The organism is Lyngbya sp. PCC 8106 (assembly GCF_000169095.1).
Taxonomy (GTDB): domain Bacteria; phylum Cyanobacteriota; class Cyanobacteriia; order Cyanobacteriales; family Microcoleaceae; genus Capilliphycus.
Genome location: NZ_AAVU01000024.1, coordinates 1 through 21739 on the forward strand (window position 1 = coordinate 1; position 21739 = coordinate 21739).

The 21739-nt window shown below is 41.7% G+C and carries 21 protein-coding genes; 10 read left to right on the forward strand and 11 right to left on the reverse strand.

The window, feature by feature from the left end:
* Positions 1 to 264 precede the first annotated feature (264 nt).
* Positions 265 to 1620, forward strand: a complete 1356-nt coding sequence (gene accC / locus L8106_RS16420; protein ID WP_009785488.1) for an acetyl-CoA carboxylase biotin carboxylase subunit — start codon at positions 265 to 267, stop codon at positions 1618 to 1620.
* 21 nt (positions 1621 to 1641) lie between these two features.
* Here accC and L8106_RS16425 read toward each other — a convergent pair whose 3' ends face one another.
* Positions 1642 to 1926, reverse strand: coding sequence for a YggT family protein (locus L8106_RS16425; RefSeq protein ID WP_009785489.1), 285 nt, complete (start codon positions 1924 to 1926; stop codon positions 1642 to 1644).
* A 164-nt stretch (positions 1927 to 2090) separates the two neighbouring features.
* Between L8106_RS16425 and psbX the strand changes: the two genes are divergently transcribed.
* From psbX to L8106_RS31580, 6 genes are all read left to right on the forward strand, one after another.
* Positions 2091 to 2210, forward strand: coding sequence for a photosystem II reaction center X protein (psbX, locus tag L8106_RS30685; protein WP_071809955.1), 120 nt, complete (start codon positions 2091 to 2093; stop codon positions 2208 to 2210).
* Between the two features lie 228 nt (positions 2211 to 2438).
* Entirely contained in the window at positions 2439 to 3302 is an 864-nt protein-coding gene (locus L8106_RS16430; RefSeq protein WP_009785490.1) for a Ycf66 family protein, read from the forward strand.
* A 146-nt stretch (positions 3303 to 3448) separates the two neighbouring features.
* The gene (locus L8106_RS16435) at positions 3449 to 3991 is read left to right on the forward strand and encodes a TolB family protein (protein ID WP_009785491.1); all 543 of its coding nucleotides are present in this window, start codon (positions 3449 to 3451) and stop codon (positions 3989 to 3991) included.
* An 82-nt stretch (positions 3992 to 4073) separates the two neighbouring features.
* A complete protein-coding gene (locus L8106_RS16440) occupies positions 4074 to 4604 on the forward strand; it encodes a hypothetical protein (RefSeq protein ID WP_009785492.1) in 531 nt (176 codons plus the stop codon).
* Between the two features lie 290 nt (positions 4605 to 4894).
* On the forward strand, positions 4895 to 6394 hold the full coding sequence (locus L8106_RS16445) for a trypsin-like peptidase domain-containing protein (RefSeq protein ID WP_009785493.1): 1500 nt from the start codon (positions 4895 to 4897) through the stop codon (positions 6392 to 6394).
* A gap of 84 nt (positions 6395 to 6478) precedes the next feature.
* Positions 6479 to 7177, forward strand: a complete 699-nt coding sequence (locus tag L8106_RS31580; RefSeq protein ID WP_009785494.1) for a PPC domain-containing protein — start codon at positions 6479 to 6481, stop codon at positions 7175 to 7177.
* A gap of 69 nt (positions 7178 to 7246) precedes the next feature.
* Here L8106_RS31580 and L8106_RS16455 read toward each other — a convergent pair whose 3' ends face one another.
* The 6 genes from L8106_RS16455 to L8106_RS16480 all read right to left on the reverse strand — a co-directional run bounded on the left by L8106_RS16455 (position 7247) and on the right by L8106_RS16480 (position 16685).
* Entirely contained in the window at positions 7247 to 7438 is a 192-nt protein-coding gene (locus L8106_RS16455; protein WP_009785495.1) for a chlorophyll a/b-binding protein, read from the reverse strand.
* Positions 7435 to 8448 carry a succinate dehydrogenase/fumarate reductase iron-sulfur subunit gene (locus L8106_RS16460; RefSeq protein ID WP_009785496.1) on the reverse strand — a complete coding sequence of 338 codons (1014 nt, stop codon included), beginning with the start codon at positions 8446 to 8448 and terminating at the stop codon, positions 7435 to 7437. Before L8106_RS16460 ends, L8106_RS16455 begins: the two co-directional genes overlap by 4 nt.
* A 129-nt stretch (positions 8449 to 8577) precedes the next feature.
* Positions 8578 to 9402: an SGNH/GDSL hydrolase family protein gene (locus L8106_RS16465; protein WP_232228514.1), complete on the reverse strand. Its 825-nt coding sequence runs from the start codon at positions 9400 to 9402 to the stop codon at positions 8578 to 8580.
* 36 nt (positions 9403 to 9438) lie between these two features.
* On the reverse strand, positions 9439 to 12369 hold the full coding sequence (locus tag L8106_RS16470; protein ID WP_009785498.1) for a glycerol-3-phosphate acyltransferase: 2931 nt from the start codon (positions 12367 to 12369) through the stop codon (positions 9439 to 9441).
* Between the two features lie 71 nt (positions 12370 to 12440).
* Positions 12441 to 14960, reverse strand: coding sequence for an alpha/beta hydrolase (locus tag L8106_RS16475; protein WP_009785499.1), 2520 nt, complete (start codon positions 14958 to 14960; stop codon positions 12441 to 12443).
* Positions 14961 to 15026: 66 nt separating this feature from the next.
* Complete coding sequence (locus L8106_RS16480; RefSeq protein WP_009785500.1) at positions 15027 to 16685, reverse strand: alpha/beta hydrolase; 1659 nt, start codon at positions 16683 to 16685, stop codon at positions 15027 to 15029.
* 250 nt (positions 16686 to 16935) lie between these two features.
* On the opposite strand from L8106_RS16480, the gene L8106_RS16485 reads away from it, so the two are divergent.
* Together L8106_RS16485 and L8106_RS16490 are read left to right on the forward strand one after the other, a co-directional pair.
* Positions 16936 to 17418 carry a RimK/LysX family protein gene (locus L8106_RS16485; RefSeq protein WP_009785501.1) on the forward strand — a complete coding sequence of 161 codons (483 nt, stop codon included), beginning with the start codon at positions 16936 to 16938 and terminating at the stop codon, positions 17416 to 17418.
* Between the two features lie 2 nt (positions 17419 to 17420).
* Complete coding sequence (locus L8106_RS16490) at positions 17421 to 18059, forward strand: Uma2 family endonuclease (RefSeq protein ID WP_009785502.1); 639 nt, start codon at positions 17421 to 17423, stop codon at positions 18057 to 18059.
* Here the strand turns inward: L8106_RS16490 and L8106_RS16495 are convergent.
* Complete coding sequence (locus L8106_RS16495) at positions 18056 to 18493, reverse strand: hydrogenase maturation protease (RefSeq protein ID WP_009785503.1); 438 nt, start codon at positions 18491 to 18493, stop codon at positions 18056 to 18058. The two genes, L8106_RS16490 and L8106_RS16495, sit on opposite strands and share 4 nt — an antisense overlap.
* Before the next feature lie 136 nt (positions 18494 to 18629).
* Here L8106_RS16495 and L8106_RS16500 point away from each other — a divergent pair, with 136 nt between their 5' ends.
* Complete coding sequence (locus tag L8106_RS16500) at positions 18630 to 18968, forward strand: DUF2834 domain-containing protein (protein ID WP_009785504.1); 339 nt, start codon at positions 18630 to 18632, stop codon at positions 18966 to 18968.
* Positions 18969 to 19033: 65 nt separating this feature from the next.
* On the opposite strand, the gene L8106_RS16505 is transcribed toward L8106_RS16500, so the two are convergent.
* Genes L8106_RS16505 through hoxU form a run of 3 tightly spaced genes read right to left on the reverse strand, consistent with a single transcriptional unit; the run spans position 19034 to position 21734 of the window.
* Complete coding sequence (locus L8106_RS16505; RefSeq protein ID WP_009785505.1) at positions 19034 to 20464, reverse strand: Ni/Fe hydrogenase subunit alpha; 1431 nt, start codon at positions 20462 to 20464, stop codon at positions 19034 to 19036.
* 17 nt (positions 20465 to 20481) lie between these two features.
* A complete protein-coding gene (locus tag L8106_RS16510) occupies positions 20482 to 21030 on the reverse strand; it encodes an oxidoreductase (protein ID WP_009785506.1) in 549 nt (182 codons plus the stop codon).
* Complete coding sequence (hoxU, locus tag L8106_RS16515; protein WP_009785507.1) at positions 21018 to 21734, reverse strand: bidirectional hydrogenase complex protein HoxU; 717 nt, start codon at positions 21732 to 21734, stop codon at positions 21018 to 21020. The genes L8106_RS16510 and hoxU overlap by 13 nt, the downstream gene beginning before the upstream one ends.
* Between the last annotated feature and the right edge of the window lie 5 nt (positions 21735 to 21739).

Below are 21739 nucleotides of genomic sequence, written 5' to 3' on the forward strand. Positions count from 1 at the left end.
GCGAGACTCGAACTCGCAAGGCAAAGCCACACGCCCCTCAAACGTGCGCGTATACCAATTCCGCCACATCCGCTTAGGCTCAATGAAATCTCAGTCAAACTGAAGTTTCACTGCTGAACTTTAACTATATCACAAAATCCAAAAAGATCAAGTCAGTTGTTTAAGTTAGCGATCGCCATGTAACAAGATTGTTGCAGTTTAACTCTTTCCCTGTTGACCAAAACAGTTTATCCTAAACAGATTATTGACCGAGCAGCACAGAAGATGCGGTTTTCAAAGATCCTAATTGCCAATCGGGGGGAAATTGCCTTACGCATCCTCCGAACTTGTGAGGAACTGGGTATTGCCACAGTTGCCGTACATTCTACCATTGACCGCCATGCCCTTCATGTTCAGTTGGCGGACGAAGCCGTTTGCATTGGTGAACCGAGCAGTGGTAAAAGCTATCTCAATATCCCCAATATTATCTCCGCCGCCCTGACTCGCAACGCAACAGCCATTCATCCCGGCTACGGCTTCCTCGCTGAAAATGCCCGTTTTGCGGAAATTTGCGCTGATCACGATATTGCCTTCATTGGCCCGACTCCCGAAGCAATCCGCTCAATGGGGGACAAGTCCACAGCCAAAGAAACCATGCAAAAAGTTGGGGTTCCCACCGTTCCGGGGAGTGATGGCTTAGTCACCAACGAAAAAGAAGCCGCGAAAATTGCCTTACAAATTGGCTATCCGGTCATCATTAAAGCAACCGCAGGCGGAGGGGGACGAGGAATGCGTTTAGTTCGAGAACCGTCTGAACTCTCAAAACAGTTTTCCGCCGCCCAAGGAGAAGCTGAAGCCGCTTTCGGAAATCCCGGTGTTTATCTCGAAAAATTTATTGAACTTCCGCGTCACATTGAGTTTCAGATTTTAGCGGATGGTCACGGAAATGTGATTCACTTAGGAGAACGAGACTGTTCTATTCAACGACGTCATCAAAAACTGCTTGAAGAATCTCCCAGTCCGGCTTTAAGTTCACAACTGCGGGAAAAAATGGGAGAAGCAGCAGTCAAAGCAGCTCAGTCTATTAACTATACCGGAGCGGGAACCGTTGAATTTCTCCTCGATAAGACGGGAAATTTTTATTTTATGGAGATGAACACCCGCATCCAAGTTGAACATCCCGTAACAGAGATGGTAACAGGCTTAGATTTAATTGCCGAGCAAATTCGGGTGGCTCAAGGGGAAAAACTGCGGTTAACTCAACAACAGGTTCAACTACGAGGTCATGCGATTGAATGTCGGATTAATGCAGAAGATCCAGATCACAACTTCCGGCCCTGTCCCGGACGAATTAGTGCCTATCTTCCCCCTGGAGGCAATGGGGTGCGAATTGATTCTCATGTCTACACTGATTATGAAATCCCGCCTTATTACGATTCTTTGATTGGGAAACTGATTGTTTGGGGGCCTGATCGTGACAGCGCAATTGCTCGGATGAAACGGGCTTTACGGGAATTTGCGATTACTGGAATTCCCACGACGATTGGTTTTCATCAAAAAATCTTGGAAACTTCAGAATTTCTGCAAGGTGAAGTCTACACTAATTTTGTCGAACAGTGGATGAGTCGTCAATCCAAATAATATTGTTTGTTTTCTCTCCTACTACATCATCATTCGTAGTAAGCCTTGTTGACCGAGTAGAATTTCGCGTAAAAAACTGAAAACTCCAACCCAGAGAATCGGGGTAATATCGACTCCGCCTAGAGGAGGAATAATTTTGCGGGTAACGGCGAGAAACGGCTCTGTAGGCCAGACAATCAGATTAAACGGGAAGCGACTCTGATCAACTTGTGGATACCAAGTCAGGACAATGCGGAAAATGAAGAAAAAGGTCATTACCCCCAGGACAATGCTCAAAATCCAACTAACTGCGGTAAGGGTGGTCATGTTCTTCTCGAAACTTTAAGTTTTGTAACTACAAGGATTCATCAATATTTTAGCGGGTTAGGGGATAGTCAAGCACAAAATCAAACTCAATGACTCAAGAGTGTAACCTATTGTTAAAATGATAAACTTAAAGCAATCTTCGTAAATTTAAGGATCAGCTTACTATGACACCTTCTTTAGCAAACTTCCTTTACAGCTTACTGGCAGGCACTTTAATTGTTGTAATTCCAGCCTGTATTGGTCTATTTGTCCTCAGTCAGAAAGATAAAGTCATCCGTTCTTAATGGCATCGGAGTTTTAACTGGGGCAAGGGGTTGGGGTTGATCAAGACAGACATCTGTAAAAAGTTCAACTCAATTCGCGGGCCCCAACTCGGACTTCAGAAAATATTTCTGTAGATATATAAAACCTTAAGCACACACTCTGCGAACGCAGCAAACTTGTAGACTCTGGCTCAAGTAGAGAAGATACAGAGAACTCGCTAAGATAGGACTGGCATAGGAGAATTACAAATGGTTAATTTAGGATTGAACTGGAGCAGCCTGCTAGGTATTATCCTGGCAGTATCCGGTGCAGCACTGTATTTCCTCCGGTCATGGCGTCCCAAGCTAGCCCGTGATCACGATATATTCTTTGCGGCAATTGGCTTACTCTGTGGCGGGATTTTACTGTTTCAAGGATGGCGACTTGATCCCATCTTGGCATTTGGTCAATTTCTGTTAACAGGAAGTGCTATCTTTTTCGCCGTAGAAAGTATTCGCCTGCGAGGTTTAGCAACAGCAAACGCAAAAGAACGCTCGTCACCCATTGTAGACGATGATCGCTATGTGAGTGATGTTTATCGAGTCGATGCAGAACTCGACGAACTCGAACCCAATGACGAATATCAACCGATGGCACGTCAAATTAGAGGAAGTCGGGATACTCGTTTAAGTCGATCACAAGCCTATGAAGATGAAGGGCCTCGTCGTCGTCCGAGCAGCAATCGCAGAAGTCCGAGCAATCGACCTCCAAGCCTTGAAAAACCTGAACCTCCGGCTCGTCGTCGGAGTCCCCGTCCAGATAGTCGAAACCGTTCTTCTTATTCTGATGAATGGGAAGCTTCAATTGATTCGACACCCGAAAGAACTTCTCGCAGTCGTAGCAGCAGTCGTCCACCCTCTGGAACCGAGAGTTCCTTAAATGATCGCGATGACAATCGTTGGGATGATGTCAACCCGACGAAATCCTCATCTAGATCCCGAAGAACTCGTCCTCCAGAAAACACCCGCTCAAGAAGCCGCAGTAGCGATCGCCTAGATCCAGACCCCAGTAGTTCGACAGATTATGTAGACTATCGACCTGTTGACTACTCTGACGACGATTTTGAGAGTTAAAACTCCCTTGATCATCAAGGAATGGCAGAAAGAAAACGGTTGCGATGTGTTGTTGAAGATCAAGTTTAGAGGAGGGGAAGTGCTAATCTTGCTGCTGTTTCTCTCCTCTTGCTCATAGAGATTGAAGGTTTGCGGAGATCTTGTCAATGAAACGGCGAATAAGAGCGATCGTGATGATCGCCATCTGTCTGATCTTGAGATTCACCCTAGTTGTTCCTGAAGTCGGGGCGATCGCTCTCAATAGTTCAGCCAGTGATGAGCAACCGACTTTGAGTGGGAATGGTCAGTTTTTAGCCTATGTCTCCAACCGCAATGGTCAACGTCAGATCGTTTTGTATGATTTACAACGACAAACATTGATCGATTTACCGGGTTTAAATAACGGTTCGGCGATCGCCGAAAATCCGAGTCTGAGCAGCACGGCGCGTTATCTGGTTTATCTGGCGAGTGATTCAGGACGCCCAGAAATTGAACTGTATGATCGCAAAACCAATCACGTGCAGATTGTTTCTCAAGGTTATCGGGGGTGGATACGTCATCCTCGCATTAGCCCAGATGGTCGTTATATTGTCTTTGAAAGTGGGCGTCGGGGTCAATGGGATTTAGAAGTGCTTGATCGAGGTTCTAAGGTAGAACTCGATACACTCGATCAAATTGAGGGTAAGGGTGCGAGTCAAGAATCAGAATAGTTTTCGGGGTCAGAATTTGCACCGGAACTGAGGGATTTTAACTCTTTTTTGTTTGACCTTAATTGACTGTGAGCTGAGGATCGTGAAACGTTGTTTACACTTTATTGGTATTGTCTTGATCGCTGGATTGTTGTTAACAAGCTGTGTTGGCTCTCCTCGATTAATTAAATATCCAGTCGATACCCACGAAATGAGCCTCAATAGTCCTGCGGCTGAGTTTGATGCTCAAATCACAGATCGTTATATCGTGTTCGCCTCAGATCGACGAGGACGACAGGATATTTACTTATATGATAGACAAGAGCAGGCGTTAATTGATTTACCGGGATTAAATCGTTTAGATATGATCGCTTCGGCTCCGCTGATTTCTAGAGAGGGTCAATATATTGCTTTTCAAGGAACCCGAGGAAAACAGTCAGACATCTATCTCTACAACCGGGAAACTCGTCAACTGAGAAATTTAACCCAAAACCTTCAGGCTGAAGTCCGAAATCCCACAATGAGTGGAGAAGGGGGAATGATTGCCTTTGAATCGAGTGTGAACGGTCAGTGGGATATCCTTGTTTATAATCGGTACGGACAACCCTTAAATTTACCTTTAATTCCTCAGTAAACACCAACACTGTTAAGCGTAGTGGATTGGGAATCTACAAATAAGACAAATCCGAAACTTCTAGACAACATTTCCTGATAGATAAGCCAATCTGAGTGGATTTATAATTAATCATTTAAGCTGCTGAGATTCATGCACTCAATGACGCAAAAGCTAACATTGAAGCAGGGAATCTAATTCACAAACGGATAGAGCTTCTGATTTTGTCCACAGGAAAGCGGTAGACCCGCCCCGTTTTCCAACCCACCTCCGGGCGTTAATATCGGGGGTGAATTCAGCGGGAACGATCAATGAATCTGAAATTTCTGAGTTTAGCGACATCTGGACTCTTAGCGATAGGAACAACAGTGAGTATCAATGGGGTTCAAGCCAGTTCCTCTAAAACCCTTCTACTCGATTTAGCCCCAACTTCCGAGCAACCGGATTTCAACTCGAATCGTCTTCTCAATCAGTCTAATCAACTCTTAGCTCAAGACGAGGGTGAAGAAACAAATATTCGGGTTTATGAAAAAGCAAGTCCGGCTGTCGTTTCCATCGATACGGAAAAAGCCAATGGCAGTGGTACGATTATCTCGCCTGATGGTATGGTTCTCACCAATGCTCATGTGGTTTCTCAGGGTGGAGAAGTCAAAGTAACGTTAGCCGATGGTCGAGAAATGAAAGCCGATGTCATCGCCTACGGAGAAGATGGGCTAGATTTAGCGGTTTTGAAAATTCAAAATGCTCGTAATTTACCGACAATTCCCATTGCTAAACCGGGTTCGGTAAAAGTGGGTCAACGTGCTTTTGCGATTGGGAATCCTTTTGGTCAATTTCAAGGGACGTTTACAATTGGAATTGTCAGTCGGATTGATGGAGAACGAAATCTGATTCAAACCGATGCGGCTATTAACCCCGGAAATTCTGGTGGCCCACTACTGAATAGTCAAGGTGAATTGATTGGGGTGAATACGGCAATTTTTACACGGGGTCGTAGTGGCGGTAATATTGGGATTGGTTTTGCCATTTCCGTCGATAAAGTTCCGCCCTTTTTGCAAGCGGTCAAAGAAGGACGAGCGCCACGGGTTGCCCAATCCCAAAGGCCATTTGCGTTTTCGAGTGAACCTTCGGAAAAACTGATCCTTGATGGCCCAGAAGTTCGAGGTCGCTTAGATGAAAGTGATAGTATTTTGCCGATTGATAATAGCTTTTATGATATGTATTCTTTTGAGGGAAAAGCAGGTCAGCAGATTGCGATAGAAATGAGAAGTCAGGATTTAGATCCCTACTTAATTTTGCTCAATTCTGATGGGAGTGAACTGGCTCAAGACGACGATAGTGGTGGCCAGAAAGATGCCAAAATTATGGTTACACTGCCGGAAGATGGTGAATATACTTTTTTGGCGAATTCCTATGAGGCGGGAGAGTCTGGCGACTATCGATTAAAACTCCGAATTGAGACTGAGACAGTCAATCCGAGTGAGCGTAGCAGTCGTTTGATTCTAGAGGAACAAGGAACCTTAGATCGCACAGATGCGGCACTTCCCTCTGATGGGAGTCGGTATGAAGAGTATAGCTTTGATGGAGTCGGAGGTCAGGCTGTTACAATTCGACTCGAAAGTTCAGATTTCGATCCCTATGTCGCTCTGTTTGGTCCGAATGGTCAGCTTGTGGGAGAAAATGACGATGCAAATTCGTCAGAGAAAAATGCCGTATTAACTGTAACTTTACCGATGACAGGCCGCTATCGAGTGGTCGTCAACGCCTATGATAGTACAGGTCAAGGTCAGTACCTATTAACCGTTCGCTAAACATCTACGAGTCGAAATCAAGATGGCACTCCTGTCGGAGTGAATATCTAAACTTGTCAATTTTCCATCCTATTGAGGTTATTTATGCATCAAATTCAATTTTGGGTCGTGATTGCCAGTCTACTGACCGTTTTTCCCGCTCATGCTCTTAGTCCTTCTTTAACGGTTCAGTCTCGTTTGGGAGAAACATCAAGCGATCCTAATTTGAGTCAAATCAAAGAGATTCAGTTGGGTGATCTCCTTGCTCAGGAAACACCCGCACCGTCCGCTTCTCCTGAACCGGAAGCCTCTCCTGAACCTGAAAGTAATCCCCCGACGACAGAAACTCCGAGTCCGGCTGAGTCTCCTACACCTGAAGCAACTCCAACTCCAACTCCAACTCCAACTCCAACTCCAACTCCAACTCCAACTCCAACTCCCGACGAACAGCCAGAGTCTCCTGATACAGAAGGTTCACAGACCTCTGATTTCATTTTAAATGAGCAGGGCGAACTCGGTGAAGGTGACTCTGTGCTGGCGTCTGATGGAAGTTTGTATGATGAATACACTTTTGAGGGAGTAGAAGGACAGGAAGTTACAATTACGCTTGATAGTGGTGACTTTGATACTTATTTAGCGATTTTTACACCAGATAATGCGTTGCTCGAAGAACATGATGATATCAATCAAAGCAACTCGAATTCTCAAATTGTGGTCACTTTACCGAGTGAGGGAACTTATCGAGTGATTGTTAATTCCTACGATGATCAGGGAAAGGGCAAATACAACCTAAAAATTAAGTAAAAATAGGGAATGAGGACTGTGAAATTGAGTGATAATCAATTGCCTCATTCCTATTAATTTCCCTCAATTTTAACGTAAACCGAGCCAGGTGAATAAATCTTGACCGGTAAAAAACTCCAACCCCAAAAGGAGAATAAAACCCACCATCGCAAAGCGACCATTAATCTTCTCGGCGTAGCGAGTCCAACCAAACCCAGGTTCAGCCTCAGTTGAGTTGGGAGGGGAATTGGAGTCTGTAGACGGAGGCGTGGAAGAACTCATTTTTGTTGCTCCAAACGTTGAACAGATTCGATCAGCGATCGCACGGTTTTTGTGCCTTCTGAGGGTTCAAAGCTCAACGGAAACTTCCCTCGAGTGAGCATTTTAAACCCCAAAGGCCCCAAACCGAGCAATGCTTTGACATCACGGAAATAGTTCCCAATTACTAAAATACCAAATTTGCGTTCATCGACCCATCCGCCTTGTTTGACCAAATCAACCAGCACTTTGCGGTGACGAATGGCTGTGCTATCCCCGGCATTTTTGCGTTCAAGGATTTCATGTTTAATTTTGGTGATCTGATCCATCGGGGCAACTTCCATCGGACAGGCGGTGTTACAGTTGAAGCAGCGAGTACAACCCCAAACTCCTTCTGTTCCTTGATTGTAGTGTTCTAAGCGATCTTCGGTGTGATCATCACGGTTATCGGCAATCATCCGTTGGGCTTTGGCTAGGGCGTGGGGGCCTGCAAATTCGGGGTTGACTTCTAAGGCATTACATTCCGAGTAACAAGCCCCACAGAGAATACAATTTCCCATTTGATTGAGTTTTGCGCGTTCTTCGGGGGTCTGCAAAAATTCACGTTCGGGGATGTCGCGACTCTGGGTGCTAACATAGGGTTCAACTTTTTCGAGATTGCCCCAAAACCGCTTCATATCGACCACCAAATCTTTGATGACGGGCATATTTCCCATCGGTGCAATGGTAATTTCGGGAATGCCGTTGGATGCAGTCGGGGCGGAACTTGAGGCGGCGATTTGTTCTAAACGAGCCAATTCACTGGTAATATTTTCTTTACAGGCTAAAGCGGAACGGCCATTAATTCGCATTCCACAGCTTCCACAGATGGTATTGCGGCAATTTTTACGAAAGGCTAAGGTGCCGTCTAGTTCCCATTTAATGCGATTTAGACATTCAAGAATTGTATTTCCTGGCTCGACTTCTAGCTTGTAGGTTTGAATGCGAGGGCTGCTGTCTTGAGTTTGACGAATAATCTTAAACTGAACTTCCATATTTTTTGAGTAAGGCTTTATTTCTTAGTATAAGGACTGTCTGAGTGATTGGCTAGAATTGGCTGAAACTTTTCATTAAAACTCCAGATTTACTGGAGAAGATGAGCAGGTAGATCAGGTTGAAGTCGATTACTCGATCACTTGTAATTTTTTAATTTGTTGTTCAGGAATTCCCCAACTTCTTAAAATAGTATAAGCTAAAATTTGATGACCTGCTAAATTGGGATGAATCCCATCCCGAGTCAGGATATTTTGAGCCTGTCCACCATAACGTTGATAGGTTAAAATTACATCTCGAAAGGGAAGGTTGAGATCCAAAAATTGACATCTATTTTGAGTGGAAACGGCTCGCATGACGGCAATATATTCACGCAAACGGATATTTTCTCGACTGTTTAAATCTTCGGTAATGATAGTAGGAGACAAAAATAAAATAGGTATATTTCGAGCTTGTGCTGCTTTTACCATTGCGGTTAAATTTTGGCGGTAACTTTCTATATTGGCTGTATTTTGTGACTCGTTTGAGGCTGTTTTAAAACTTTGAATAATATCGTTAACGCCGACATTAATCGTCACTAAATCGGGTTTTTTCTCGAGGACATCTTGTTGAAATCGTTGTTGTAAATCAGCAGAAGTTTGACCGGATACTCCGGCTTGAATCAGTTCAATTTTAGATTGAGGATAGAGGGTATTCAGATATCGCTGCATTAACCAGACATAACCCCCATAATTTCCGCCTGCTTGGGTAATACTATCCCCCAATAAAATAATTTTTTGTTTTCCTTGTAGGGGAGTTAATTGTTGAGGTTCAGGAGTCAGTTCAACCGCAACCGGAGGTGAGGGAATGCTAATCACAACTCCCACAGTGAGTAACGCAGAAATTGCTTGCATCAGAAGGGAAAGCGGTAATATTTTAATCTTACAAAACGAGAGGTTAGTGATTTTTTTATTCATGGTAAACGATTCAATGAAAACGCCTCTATTTGGAGTTTATTTCAACTCATTCTCAGCTAAAATTTCTATCGTTCCTCGATAACCATCAACTCGTACCCGTTGACCATTTCTAAACAAAGAAACTGCATTTGGAATATTCATCACGGCGGGAATTCGATATTCGCGAGCGATAATTGCGCCATGAGAAAGTTGTCCACCGACTTCGGAAATAATCGCTTGAGCATTGATGAGCAAAGGCGCCCAACCTGCATCAGTATAAGGAACAACTAAAATATATTTTTCTGGGCTGTTGGTGAGACTATCTCCAATACTCCGACAAATTTGAATTGTTCCTTCTACACAGCCAACACTCGCTGGAATTCCGGTAAAAATTGAGGAATTTTGAGATTCAATTTGGGGAGAATTTAAAGTTTTAGGCAATGTATTTCCGTAAACTAAATCAGGAACTTTAAGGGTTTTATTTTGTTCAAATTTTTCGCGTCTTTCCTTGACTTTTGTTTGCAGAGCATCTGTATTATCTTGACGAATCCAATCTTGAATTTCTGCAAATTCTAAAAAGAAAATGTCATCAGTTTTGTCTAAAAGATTCGTTGCAATTCCTTTTTCAGCAATGGCTAAAAATGTCCACCGGAGATGGGCTAAAAGTTGACCATAAGCTTCAGCAATTCTTCCTTTAATTATTGCTCTTTCTCGACATTGAGATAGTCGCAAACGTTGTCCAATACTCAGCTTATTGGGATTGAATTTTTCAACTTTAACCGTTGGATTTTGAATCATCGATAAAAAGCTTTTTCGGAACACTTCGGGTTGTTCTTTCCAGGTTGATACAGCAATATTAGTCCCAACTTCACTTAAATAACCATAAGTATTTAACCACTCGGTAAATTCAACTTGTAATTCTGAGATTTGATTGAATTGTTGTTCTAATTCAGATAATGAAGCGGTTTCATTGATAGAGATTTGTCCTCGAAATTTATCCGCTAAGGTTTGTAGGGAACACATTGCCATAACTTCGGGATTATTTTCGGTGGGCAACCATTCATCAGAAACTTGAAAAATAGTACGTCGAATGGCTAACCCAATCGGCCCTAAAATATTATAATAAGTGAGAGATTTCAGTAATTCTTGAATCCGTTCTGCCCGGTCAAGCAGTTCAGTCAGAGATTGAGAATTCAAGGGATAAGACGGATTATTAGACTCGGCTTTAAGTCGGTTTAAGGCAGGTAAAAAGGTTTGACGATAATCTCGCTGAAACGATTGAGCTAAAATCATTTCTCGCCGTACTAAACGTAACAACCCGGGTAAAGAAGGTAAAACTTTACTGATGGGAGGTTTTCCCATTTTTTGACCTCGTAACAAAAACTCTAACCCCTGTTCGGGTAATCCCATCATCCGAAAAATTGCACCGAGTAAGGTGGCATTAAAATAAGCATGAGAACCTAACAAGGTTGCTGTTTCTTTAAAATCTAATTGGGCGGCTTTTTCTTTTCCCAAAACCAGTGTAAAAATTTCGCCCCAAACCCCACAGGTTAAAGGACGATTAATTGACCACGTTAAAGGAGGAATTGTACCCGGAATGACTTCAGAAGCAATCGTTCTTGTCCAAATTGGTCTTAAATTTGTAATTGGACGACTTTGTAAAATCCAGATATTCTCCTCATCCCAACCCCATTCAATATCTTGAGGTAAACCATGATAAAAAACTTCAATGTCTTGAGCCAGTTTAACCAATTCAGCGATAATAGTTCTCGGTAAAAGAGATGAATTTTTGAGTACATTTGACATCTCTTTTTTGGATTTTAGATTAGTGAAGTCAATCTCTAAATGAAGGGGTGTAAATTTTCCCCCAACCACACTTTCTGCCCCACCCGGTAACGCTTCAATAATCACTTTTGTAGACCCATCGAGGGGATGACGACTAAACATTACCCCGGCGACTTTGCTACTAATATAAGGTTGAATTAAAATCGCAATTCCTTCATCTGGAATTTGGCGCTGATGCCGATAGGAAATCGCCTCGGAACTCCAATAGGACTGACGACAACAATCAATAGCTTCGATTAATTCTGTCTCTGTGGTGACTGGCCCAATAGTTTGATATTGTCCGGCAGCCGAATTGTTCTCGCTATCTTCTCCAATCGCTGAAGACCTGACAATTAAGGGCAGATTAGCATTCGGAATCGGTAGACTAAAATGAGAAAGTTTGGGTGCGGTTTGTGTTTTCAGTTTAAAGGTCGGTAAAACCCAACCGGAAGGCACTTTAAACCCGGCTTGTTTCAGTTGGCTCAATCGACTGGCTTTTGCACCATAAATGGCTTCATCTAAGGGGTCTGATAAAGTTAATAAACGCTGTTTTTTATACAAACCAAAATCATCTCCTTGACGCAAATTAATAACGATTAAAGTCACTGCTAAACCAATAGCTGCCAATATTTCTAAAAGAAAGTCAGCGAGGGAAGTCGTGAAGGGAATACGCCACAATCCGACCCAAAACGGCCCGCTAAGGCAACCCCAACGCACAGCCCTCAGTCTGGCTTGAGTCGGATGAGAGGGAGTCACTAAACGCCCAATTTGCCAGATGACTAAGCCTGTGATGATTGTACTCAAGGTCACGGTTACAGAGTAAACTAGAGTTCCCCAAGTCGCGTTGGTGACACCTCCACCCCGAGCGATGAAATATCGCCCTAAAACTAGAAAGATTAATCCTACTAATTCTAAGGCAGAAATGCCAGGAAACCAGGCCTTTGCCAGTAGGACGGGGAAAATTCCTCGGGCTATCTCGGCTAAAACGGCGGCAATTCCGGCTTTTTTTCCGGCGTGGGTGAAGGCGGCGGCGACACTGACGTTCCCCGTGCCGACTTGGGTTAAGTCGATACCCGTCAAAATTTTGACGACAAAGTAAGTCAGAGGAAGGGCACCCAAGCTAAAACTACTGAGAATGAAAACGATTAGTTTCCCAAAAAACATTTGACTGTGATTATGCGTAAGATAATATTCTCATGTTTTATCGTCAGTTGGTGAACTCGGCAATCAAATGTTTAACGATTGACACAATAATCTAGGTTTAATAAGACATAAGGAAAGGCAAAGGTAAACCAACCTTCCCAAACTTGTTCGGCTTGTTGACTATCAATAAAACTGTTGACCATTCTCCGCCACCGGGTATCGTTATTGGGTAAAGCCACCCCATAAAAATCACAGGTGAGGGGTTTTTCGGGAACTAAGGTGTAGTTTTCTATCGGTACTTGTTGTCTAAAGAGTTCTCCTAAAGTGAGAATTCCATCATTCGCGAAGGTATCAATTTGGTTGTTTGTTACTGCTTTAACGGCGTCTGATATGGCATTTTCTCCGCGAAAATAAATGGTTTGTGCTTGGGGATATTGTTGGCGGATAAATTGTTCATTTGTTGAGTTTCTAACGACTCCGGTTTTGATGTCATTTAAGCTTGTGTTGGGCTGAATTTGATCTTCGTTTTTGGTTTGAATTAAAAATTGGGTTCCGGTGACAAAGAAAGGTTGAGAAAAAGCGACATCTGGAATATTATTGCGAATTGTATTAGGGCCGCATTCGAGATGGACAGTTTTGTTGCGAACTAATTGAAAACGGTTATCGAGATTAGACGGAAATCGAACTAATTGAACTTTAATAGCTGTATCCAGTTTTTCGGTTAAATGATTCGCAAAATCATTCAAAAAGTCTGAACAATATCCTGTCCAATTCTGTTTATTGTCAATATAGCCAAACGGGGCGGCATCCCGTCTCATCGCTGCTTTTAAAACTCCTGTGCGTTTAATTTCTTCTAAAATTGTTTCTCCTGCGGGGGGTGGGGGAAGTTCAACAATTGGGGATTTGGGTAAGAGTGGAGCAGGTACCGGCCCTCCATAAGCGGCTTCGAGTTGGGAGAGAGAAAGGGACTGAATGAAGTTAATATCTAAGCCTTCTTGACTGAGAGATTTATTGTAAGAAGAACTTAGGTAAGGTAAGTCTTGTTGACGTTGTTTGAGGTAGACATTAAAGAATGCTGTGCTTAAACCAAAGAAATAAGGTCTTCCCAGGTCGAAATTTGTCCCAATAATAAATTTAGGAACACCTGCAACGCCTTTTGTATCAGAACGCAGCGTTGAAGAAAAATGGGTTCCTGGCACCATTAAGGAGAGATATTTTTCCGGGGAATTCAACCACAAAAAAGGATGGACTTGTTCTTGAATAACTGGAGTGACAATATCATTTGCACCCGCAACCATTAAGGTTGGAACTTCGACTTTACTCATTCCTTCCGGGCCGTATAATGCACTGGTGAGAGGATGAGCGGCAACAATTGCTTTAATGCGAGGATCTCGTAAATCATAGTTGTTTTGAGGGAGATAAACCGCTCGACATTGCAGTAATAAAGACGCATTTAAGGTAAAGAGATCCGGTGTACATTGTTGTCTGAGTCGATTGTAGTTGATTTCTGCACCCCCTAACGCTAAGGCGGTTGTTCCTCCAAAGGAATTTCCAATCGCACCAATTTGATCAAAATCAATTAATTTTTTCCAAAAGGGATCGGTTTTAACTAACTTTTCAACCTCATCTAACAGATAAATAATATCTAAAGGACGGCTGATATATTCAATCGGACTGAGCAATAAATCTACCTCGCCTCGAATAAAGGCATCTCGATATCCTAAACTACTTCCGATGTGTTCAGGAGTAGCAACAATATACCCATAAGAGGCAATATGTCGGGCTAAACTATCGTGACCTTTGTAGGAACCAAAACCATGACTAGAAATAATTAAAGGAACGGGTTCGGTGAGTCCTTCTGGAATTAAAAAATCAACATCGAGTTGATAGGAACCGGATAAACCTGTCTCGGTTTGACGAATATTTTTAATTTGAAAACTGACTTCTTTTTTTGTGAGTTTATAAGGCCCAGGTTCTCGTAAATCAATTAATTGAGAAAAATCAACTTTAGGGTCTGCTGCGGCTTCGGCGATCGCTTCTTGAATGATGACTTGAGTTGCGACTTCTCGATATCCTAATAGAATGGGTAATTCTTCAGCGAGTTCAAAGATGAGATTAGCATCAACTTGGATACTTTCTGCCGGAAATTTCCGAATTACATTTAATAATGTGAACCCCTCGGGATCAGAAGCCGCCGTCATAATTGCCAAGCGTAAAGCCTCGGAACCATTGATGTTAGTCTCGGTTTGCAAGACTTGTCCTAATCTTTCAAATAACGGATCAGCAAGGGGCATATTAATTGCCCGAGAAACAATTTCAGGGTTGACATCAAAACGCTGTCCTAAAATTTTACGAAAATCTCCTAATCTGTTTTTACCAATTAACTGAGCATAAACTCCAAAGTCACCTGTTATTCTGCCCTCATTGACAAAAGTTTCCAAGTTCTCAACAGACATATAAACATTGATGGGAGGATAGGAAAAGGTAATCTGTTCGGCTCCCAAAGCAGCTTTTGGCTTGAATAAACTGGGTAATATTCCACAACTCCAGACTAAACTTAAAGAGAGCAAACTGACGATACTGACTCGGGCTAGCTGAACTCGCTTGTTCATGTTGAATCAAACTTAAGGGTTATCATTTAGTATAGATAATTCGGGTCACTTTTGATAATTTCCGGGTTATTTATTTGTACTCCCGATTATCTGGGTCAAAATATCTGTAAGCTGATGAGAAGTTGAGGAGGAGAGGAAACTTAGGGTATGAGGTTCTTGGCTAATCATCATTGCATAGGAAGAACGCAGATAGGGTTGATAGCTCGGTTGATTGGCGATATAGACTTGGAAAAATGCCAGACTCAAAGCATTTACATAGGATTCAACAACAGGTAAGTTTTGACTGACTAATTCCGGTAAAGCTTCTTCTTCTAAAGAACGCAATTTTTGCAATGCTGAAAAATTAAGATTGAGGTGTTGTGATCCTTTGGTTAATGCAAAATATTTATTTTTTGAGGATAACCAGGTGAAAGAATGGAGTTGTTCGAGGATTACAGGTGTCAGTCGATCATTACTTCCAGAACCCCAAAAAATTGGCAAATTGACTTGACTTAAACTGGCTTGACCAAAAACGCTACTACTGACTGGATCGACTAGAAAAGCAGCAACAATTCGGTCATCTTTTAGGTTATAGTTTTGTTGAGGAAGTGTGAGGGCTTGACATTGTAACAGACGAGAAAGATTTAAGAGTTCAATGGGAGAACGACAATCTTGTTTCAGTTGCTCAAAGTTGATTTTTGCTCCGGCTAAAGCAAGGGCGGTATAAGCACCGAAAGATTGACCTGCAATTCCGACTTTTTTGAGGTTCAGTTTTCCTTGAAATTGAGACAAGTTTCGATCTTCGAGTTCGTTGAGAACCTGGGTTATATCCAAAGGACGATTAATAAATTCTTGCACATCAAAAACATCAGTTTCTCGTCCTTCAAAAAAGGCTTGTAAATGGCTAAAGTTGCTCCCTGGATGATGAACTGTAGCGACAACATATCCATGAGAAACGAGGTGTTGAACGAGATGTAACCAGGTTTCAGATGTTGCACCTAAACCGGGTGAAATGACAATGACAGGAATAGATTCGGGTTCTCCTTGTAATTGAGTTGGAAAATAAAGATTAACATTAAATTCACGATTACGTTGAGTATCTTGTAGTGTAAATGTTTCTCGGGAAACTTTATATTGACCTATTGTGCGAATATCTGCTAACTGATAAAAGTCGATTTCTGGCTCCTGTTGAGCTTCTGCTTGAGTCCTTGTTTCTAAGGTTTGAACTAGAGATAGAGTTTCTTGTTTTAAACTGGATAGATTATCGAATAATTCCTGAATTTTGACAATATCAAGCTGAATTTCTCCAGGAAACTGACGAATAATACTAAGGAGAGTTAAACCTTCGGGATTTGCGGATGCTTTCAGTACGGCATTTTGCAGGGCAACAGCACCATTTTCTCCCTCTTTTATCTGAATCATTTCTCCAATTGTTTCAAATAAAAGTTCTCCCATTTTAGCTTTAAAAACTTGCTGAACTTGTTGGGGATCAAATGTCAACTGCATTTTTAATAGTTGACGAAATTGTTCCTTTTGTTCTGGCGTTAAAAGATTAAGATAGGGAGATAGTTCAGGCTCAATATTATTATCTTTTGCATAATTTTCTAAAGTAGTCACAGAAATAGAAGTTTCCATTGAACCATAGTCAATGTAAATGCGTTCAGCCGCTACAACCGGAAAGGAATTTAAAATAAAAGATAAGGTACCCAAGGCCAGCCAGCGAGATTTTTTAAAGATTGTCTTCATTTTTTTAAGTCAATTAATTTGCAGCTTGTTTGTTCAATGATTACTCCTCATTCTGATAAAATCACGAGAAGATCAACTCAGTAGAGACATCCTTGATAGATTTTAAACCTTATTTCTAAAAACGTGTTCCTTTTCTCTGAACAGAATTGTATTTTGGTTCAAAAACTGTTTTAATCTAGTGACTTTAGATACCGTTTGAGATAAAATCTAAAATTAGAGTTGTAATGAAAAAGTTTAAATCAAGTTTAAATTGTCCAAACAAAAACAATTATCAATCATCGGTTGGCGAGAGTGGATTGTATTACCCGAACTCGGAGTAACCGCCATCAAAGCAAAAATTGATACAGGCGCCCGTTCCTCCGCCATCCATGCTTTTCATGTCGAAACCTTTTGGAAAGATGAAAAGCACTGGGTTCGTTTTCAAATGCACCCTTTCCAGCGAAATACATCGAAAACAATCACAGCCGAAGCTGAAATTTTAGATGAACGAGAAGTGCGTAATTCTGGGGGTCACGCCGAAAAAAGAATTGCGATTTTAACCACAGTTGAACTTCACGGACAACGATGGCCAATTGAACTGACTTTAACCAATCGAGATGTGATGGGGTTTCGGATGCTACTCGGACGGGCTGCTGTACGAGAACATTTTTTAGTACATCCAGGTAAGTCTTATTTGCTAAGTCATAAACCGACGGATTTAGAATTATCTGAACCTGAAAATGAGGATGAATAACAATGAAAATTAAGCTTGAACAAATTGTCGTTTCTCCCGGTCATCAAGTTTTGCTGAAAGATATAACTTGGCAAGAATTTGAACAAATTTTAGAGGAATTGGGAGAAAGCCGTGCTTCTCGATTGTCTTATAGTCATGGAGTTTTAGAAATGATGACACCTTCATTGGAACATGAAAAAGACAAAGAAATGGTTGGGGATTTAGTTAAAATGTTATTAGATACGCTGAATATTGATTTTGAGGCTTTGGGTTCAACCACGTTTAAAAGTGAACAAATGACCCAAGCCATAGAAGCGGACACCTGTTTTTATATTCAAAATCATCAAGCAGTTATTGGTAAAAATCGGATTGATTTAACTGTTAATCCACCTCCTGATCTCGCTATTGAAATTGATATTACCTCCCGCACAAAATTTGATAATTATCGTTTGTTAAGAGTTCCTGAACTTTGGCGTTACAATCAAAAAGGTTTGGAGATTAATTTATTACAAATGGGAGAATATGTCAAGTCTAAAACCAGTCCTAATTTTCCCGGTATTCCGATTCTTGAGTTGATTAATCAGTTTGTGCAAAAAGCATTAACTCAAGGCAGAAGTAAAGCTGTACGAGAGTTTCGACAATGGATGAAAGACAATATTTAACTGATTAATTGTTTAATTTTTTCTAACGCAACTGTTACTCCTTGTTTGGCTATTTCCGAGAGATTTTCACCCAATTCAAAATCAACGCCAGGAACTGATATTAACCAAGCTTCAGGCGTTTTGTGATAAAGAGTTTTTGCTAAAGTTAATAAAGACTGAGGATTGAGATAATGTCCCCAGTTAAGTTCTGTTGTTTCTAAGGGTTCTACAGCTAAAAGTTCTACGGTTTCTCCAGTGATCGACGCATCAACAAAAATCACAACATCGACTTGAGTTAAATCTTCGGCAACTTCAGGAACTAACTGATGTAAACTTTGCGATCGCACGTTGGAAAAATTCCAGTTTTCGACTTCCGTTGCTACCCTTTCTCCGATTCCATCATCACCCCGAATGGGATTACCATATCCCATAACTAAGACCGTTTTTTGATTCATTTTTGAGTCTAAATTAATCAGATCACAAAGCTTGTTTTTCCCAACTCTACGAGAAAGCTAAGATTTAATTGTACTAAAGTATAACAACAGACTCAGGTTATTATAAAATATATTAAGCTAAGATCATGTAAACAGTATGAACCTAAAAAAAATTGTCTATTTCATACTTGCGATCGCAGGTTTGATTTTTCCCTGGTACTATAATGTTCAGTTTTTTCTCACGGGAAGTTTAGGGGAATTTGTGGCTGCTTCTTCGGGGAATTTAGCGACGCAATCGATTAGTTTAGATTTGTTTATTGCGACTGTTGTTGGTTCAATTTGGATGTATTTTGAATCCAAACGCTTGAGTATAAAGTTCGGATTTATTTATATCCTCATTGGGTTTTTAATTGCTTATTCCTTTGCCCTTCCCCTGTTTTTGTATGTTCGGGAAAGTAAGTTAGAAGATGAACTTGATACAATATCTCCTCAATAAAAGTTTGAGATAAAGGGAAAAGGTCTAAATCCAAAACTTAAAATCCTTTTCCCCAATCAAACAGATTAATTGCGGAAAACTTCGTTAACAATTGTACCATCAGGGCGAATTAACTGCACCTGTAAAGGCATTTGACCCATAGCATGAGTCGAACAACTTAAACAAGGATCAAACGCCCGAATTCCGGCTTCTACCCGGTTTAAAAGCCCTTCAGGAATGTCCTGACCATGAATATAATGTTTAGCAATTTGCGTAACGGTTTTATTCATGGCGAGGTTATTTTGTCCGGTGGCAATAATCAAATTCACCTTTTGAATTAAGCCATTTTCATCGACGTTGTAGTGATGAAATAACGTTCCGCGTGGGGCTTCACTGACGCCAATTCCTTCTAAATTATTAATTCCAGCATTGGCGCGAACCCGTGAAGAAACGATATCTGGATCATTAACTAAACGCTCAATTTCTTCTAAACAAGCAATAATTTCAATTAGTCTTGCATAGTGATAAAAGAAAGAAGAAGTCGCCACCCGTCCACCTGCGCGATCGCGAAATTCTCGTAATTCTCGATCCGCTTCTGGGGTGCCAATGCGATCGCAAACATTCAAGCGGGCTAACGGCCCAACCCGATACATTCCATTAGGATATCCCAAAGGTTTGTAATAGGGAAACTTGAGATAAGACCAACTTTCAACAGCTTCTCCCAAGAATTCTTGGTAATCATCTTCACTCAAATTATCGGCAACAATAATTCCATCACTATCAATAAACCTGAGATGACCTCCGTAATGTTCCCAGTTCCCATTTTCTGCAACTAAACTCATAAATAATGAGGGGAATTTTCCAAACGCATCCACCTCATCAGTAAAGTGAGAATCCAGCAAATTTTTAAACAAATCTAGGGCATTTTCTGCGGTCGTTTTTGACTCAGGAAGACGTTCTCTAATCCAAGTTCGACCTTCTTCTGATAATGGCGATCGCACTCCTCCAGGCACCGCCCAAGCCGCATGAATTTTCTTCGCACCTAATAGTTCAATCACCGTTTGACCAAACTGACGCAGGCGAATTCCTCCTCGGGCTAAATCCGGATCAGAAGCAATTAATCCAAAAATATTTCGTTTTGCTGGATCGCTATCCCAACCGATCAGAAAATCGGGACTACTCAGGTGAAAAAACGATAGCGCATGAGATTGAGTTAACTGGGCTAAATTCATCATTCGCCGCAGTTTTTCACCCGCAGGCGGAACTTGAACCGCTAATATTTTATCGCCAGTTTTTGCAGAAGCCAATAAATGACTAACCGGACAAATTCCACAAATTCTAGCGGTAATTCCCGCCATTTCAAACATCGGGCGACCTTCGCAGAATTTCTCAAAACCGCGAAATTCTACAACGTGAAAACGAGCATTTTCCACTTCGCCCGCATCATCTAAATACACCGAAATTTTAGCATGACCCTCGATTCTAGTTACCGGGTCAATGACAACTGTTTTAGACATAAATTATCATCCTTTTTTTATCCAAATTTGAGCATTTCTCGCCCGGTAATTTGGGGTTTTTCTCCGGCTAATAAGGGTGCGATCGCAGCTTTAATCCGATCGGCGGATGGCGGACAACCCGGTAAAAACAAATCGACATCCACGACTTCATGGATGGGGCATACCCGATCAAGGAGTTCTGGGACAATACCGGGGTCTTTCGGAATTTGCGGCGTGACATCACCTAACTCTAAGTAACAACGTTTTAAAACAGGTTCAGAACCCCCTAACATATTTCGCATGGCGGGAACGTTGGCTGTTACCGCACAGTCTCCGAAAGAAATTAGAAATTTCGACCTTTCTCTAGCTTTTTTTAACAATTCCCAATTTTCTTCATTGGCAACCGCCCCTTCCACCAAACAAACATCTACATTTTCGGGAAATTCTTTAATATCACTGCCCACCGGACTGAAGACAACATCGACTTTTTCAGCGAGATCAATTAGCCATTCATCTAAGTCTAAAAAGGACATATGACAACCGGAACAACCCGCTAACCAAATGGTAGCAAATCTTATCTTATCCATTCTTTTTTCTCCCGTGCGGTAACAATAAAGTCAAGCTTAGAATGGTCGTGAATCATTTCTTCTACTGTAGATCCTTTACGGAAAATTGAACCCGTCGGACAAGCATCTACACATTTTCCACAAGATGTACAAGCGCTGACCTGACCCCAAGGTTGATTTAATCCTGTAATCACTTTAGCATCGGCACCTCGTCCGGCGACATCCCAAACGTGGGCGCCTTCAATTTCATCACAGACTCGAACACAGCGAGTACAGAGAATACAACGGTTATGATCGATGCCAAATTGGGGATGAGAAATATCAACGTCTCGCTTGGGAAATATGTAGGGGAAACGGGTATGATCCATCCCGACTTCTATCGCCACATCTTGCAATTCACAGTTACCATTGGACACACAAACGGCACAAACATGATTCCCTTCTGAGAATAACAATTCTACAACCATTTTACGATAGTCTTGCAGTTGAGAAGTGTGTGTTGTGACTTCCATTCCTTCAGAAACTTCGGTAATACAAGCAGGAAGTAATTTGTTGAGGCCTTTGATTTCGACTAAACATAACCGACAAGCCCCCACATCAGAAACTCCTTCTAAATGACAGAGGACGGGAATATGAACCCCGGCTTCTTTGGCAGCATCTAATATTGTCGAACCTTCTTCAATGGCTACATCAATGTCATTAATTTTCAGGGTTTTTACAGACATAAATG

Bases quoted from the DNA above. Each gene is read 5' to 3' on its own strand.
- L8106_RS16500 (WP_009785504.1), top strand. From the start codon at position 18,630: ATGAACCTAAAAAAAATTGTCTATTTCATACTTGCGATCGCAGGTTTG.
- L8106_RS16490 (WP_009785502.1), top strand. From the start codon at position 17,421: ATGAAAATTAAGCTTGAACAAATTGTCGTTTCTCCCGGTCATCAAGTT.
- L8106_RS16470 (WP_009785498.1), bottom strand. From the start codon at position 12,369: ATGTTTTTTGGGAAACTAATCGTTTTCATTCTCAGTAGTTTTAGCTTG.
- L8106_RS16460 (WP_009785496.1), bottom strand. From the start codon at position 8,448: ATGGAAGTTCAGTTTAAGATTATTCGTCAAACTCAAGACAGCAGCCCT.
- L8106_RS31580 (WP_009785494.1), top strand. From the start codon at position 6,479: ATGCATCAAATTCAATTTTGGGTCGTGATTGCCAGTCTACTGACCGTT.
- hoxU (WP_009785507.1), bottom strand. From the start codon at position 21,734: ATGTCTGTAAAAACCCTGAAAATTAATGACATTGATGTAGCCATTGAA.
- L8106_RS16435 (WP_009785491.1), top strand. From the start codon at position 3,449: ATGAAACGGCGAATAAGAGCGATCGTGATGATCGCCATCTGTCTGATC.
- L8106_RS16430 (WP_009785490.1), top strand. From the start codon at position 2,439: ATGGTTAATTTAGGATTGAACTGGAGCAGCCTGCTAGGTATTATCCTG.
- L8106_RS16480 (WP_009785500.1), bottom strand. From the start codon at position 16,685: ATGAAGACAATCTTTAAAAAATCTCGCTGGCTGGCCTTGGGTACCTTA.
- L8106_RS16425 (WP_009785489.1), bottom strand. From the start codon at position 1,926: ATGACCACCCTTACCGCAGTTAGTTGGATTTTGAGCATTGTCCTGGGG.
- L8106_RS16510 (WP_009785506.1), bottom strand. From the start codon at position 21,030: ATGGATAAGATAAGATTTGCTACCATTTGGTTAGCGGGTTGTTCCGGT.
- psbX (WP_071809955.1), top strand. From the start codon at position 2,091: ATGACACCTTCTTTAGCAAACTTCCTTTACAGCTTACTGGCAGGCACT.
- L8106_RS16465 (WP_232228514.1), bottom strand. From the start codon at position 9,402: ATGAATAAAAAAATCACTAACCTCTCGTTTTGTAAGATTAAAATATTA.
- L8106_RS16495 (WP_009785503.1), bottom strand. From the start codon at position 18,493: ATGAATCAAAAAACGGTCTTAGTTATGGGATATGGTAATCCCATTCGG.
- L8106_RS16505 (WP_009785505.1), bottom strand. From the start codon at position 20,464: ATGTCTAAAACAGTTGTCATTGACCCGGTAACTAGAATCGAGGGTCAT.
- L8106_RS16475 (WP_009785499.1), bottom strand. From the start codon at position 14,960: ATGAACAAGCGAGTTCAGCTAGCCCGAGTCAGTATCGTCAGTTTGCTC.
- accC (WP_009785488.1), top strand. From the start codon at position 265: ATGCGGTTTTCAAAGATCCTAATTGCCAATCGGGGGGAAATTGCCTTA.
- L8106_RS16455 (WP_009785495.1), bottom strand. From the start codon at position 7,438: ATGAGTTCTTCCACGCCTCCGTCTACAGACTCCAATTCCCCTCCCAAC.
- L8106_RS16445 (WP_009785493.1), top strand. From the start codon at position 4,895: ATGAATCTGAAATTTCTGAGTTTAGCGACATCTGGACTCTTAGCGATA.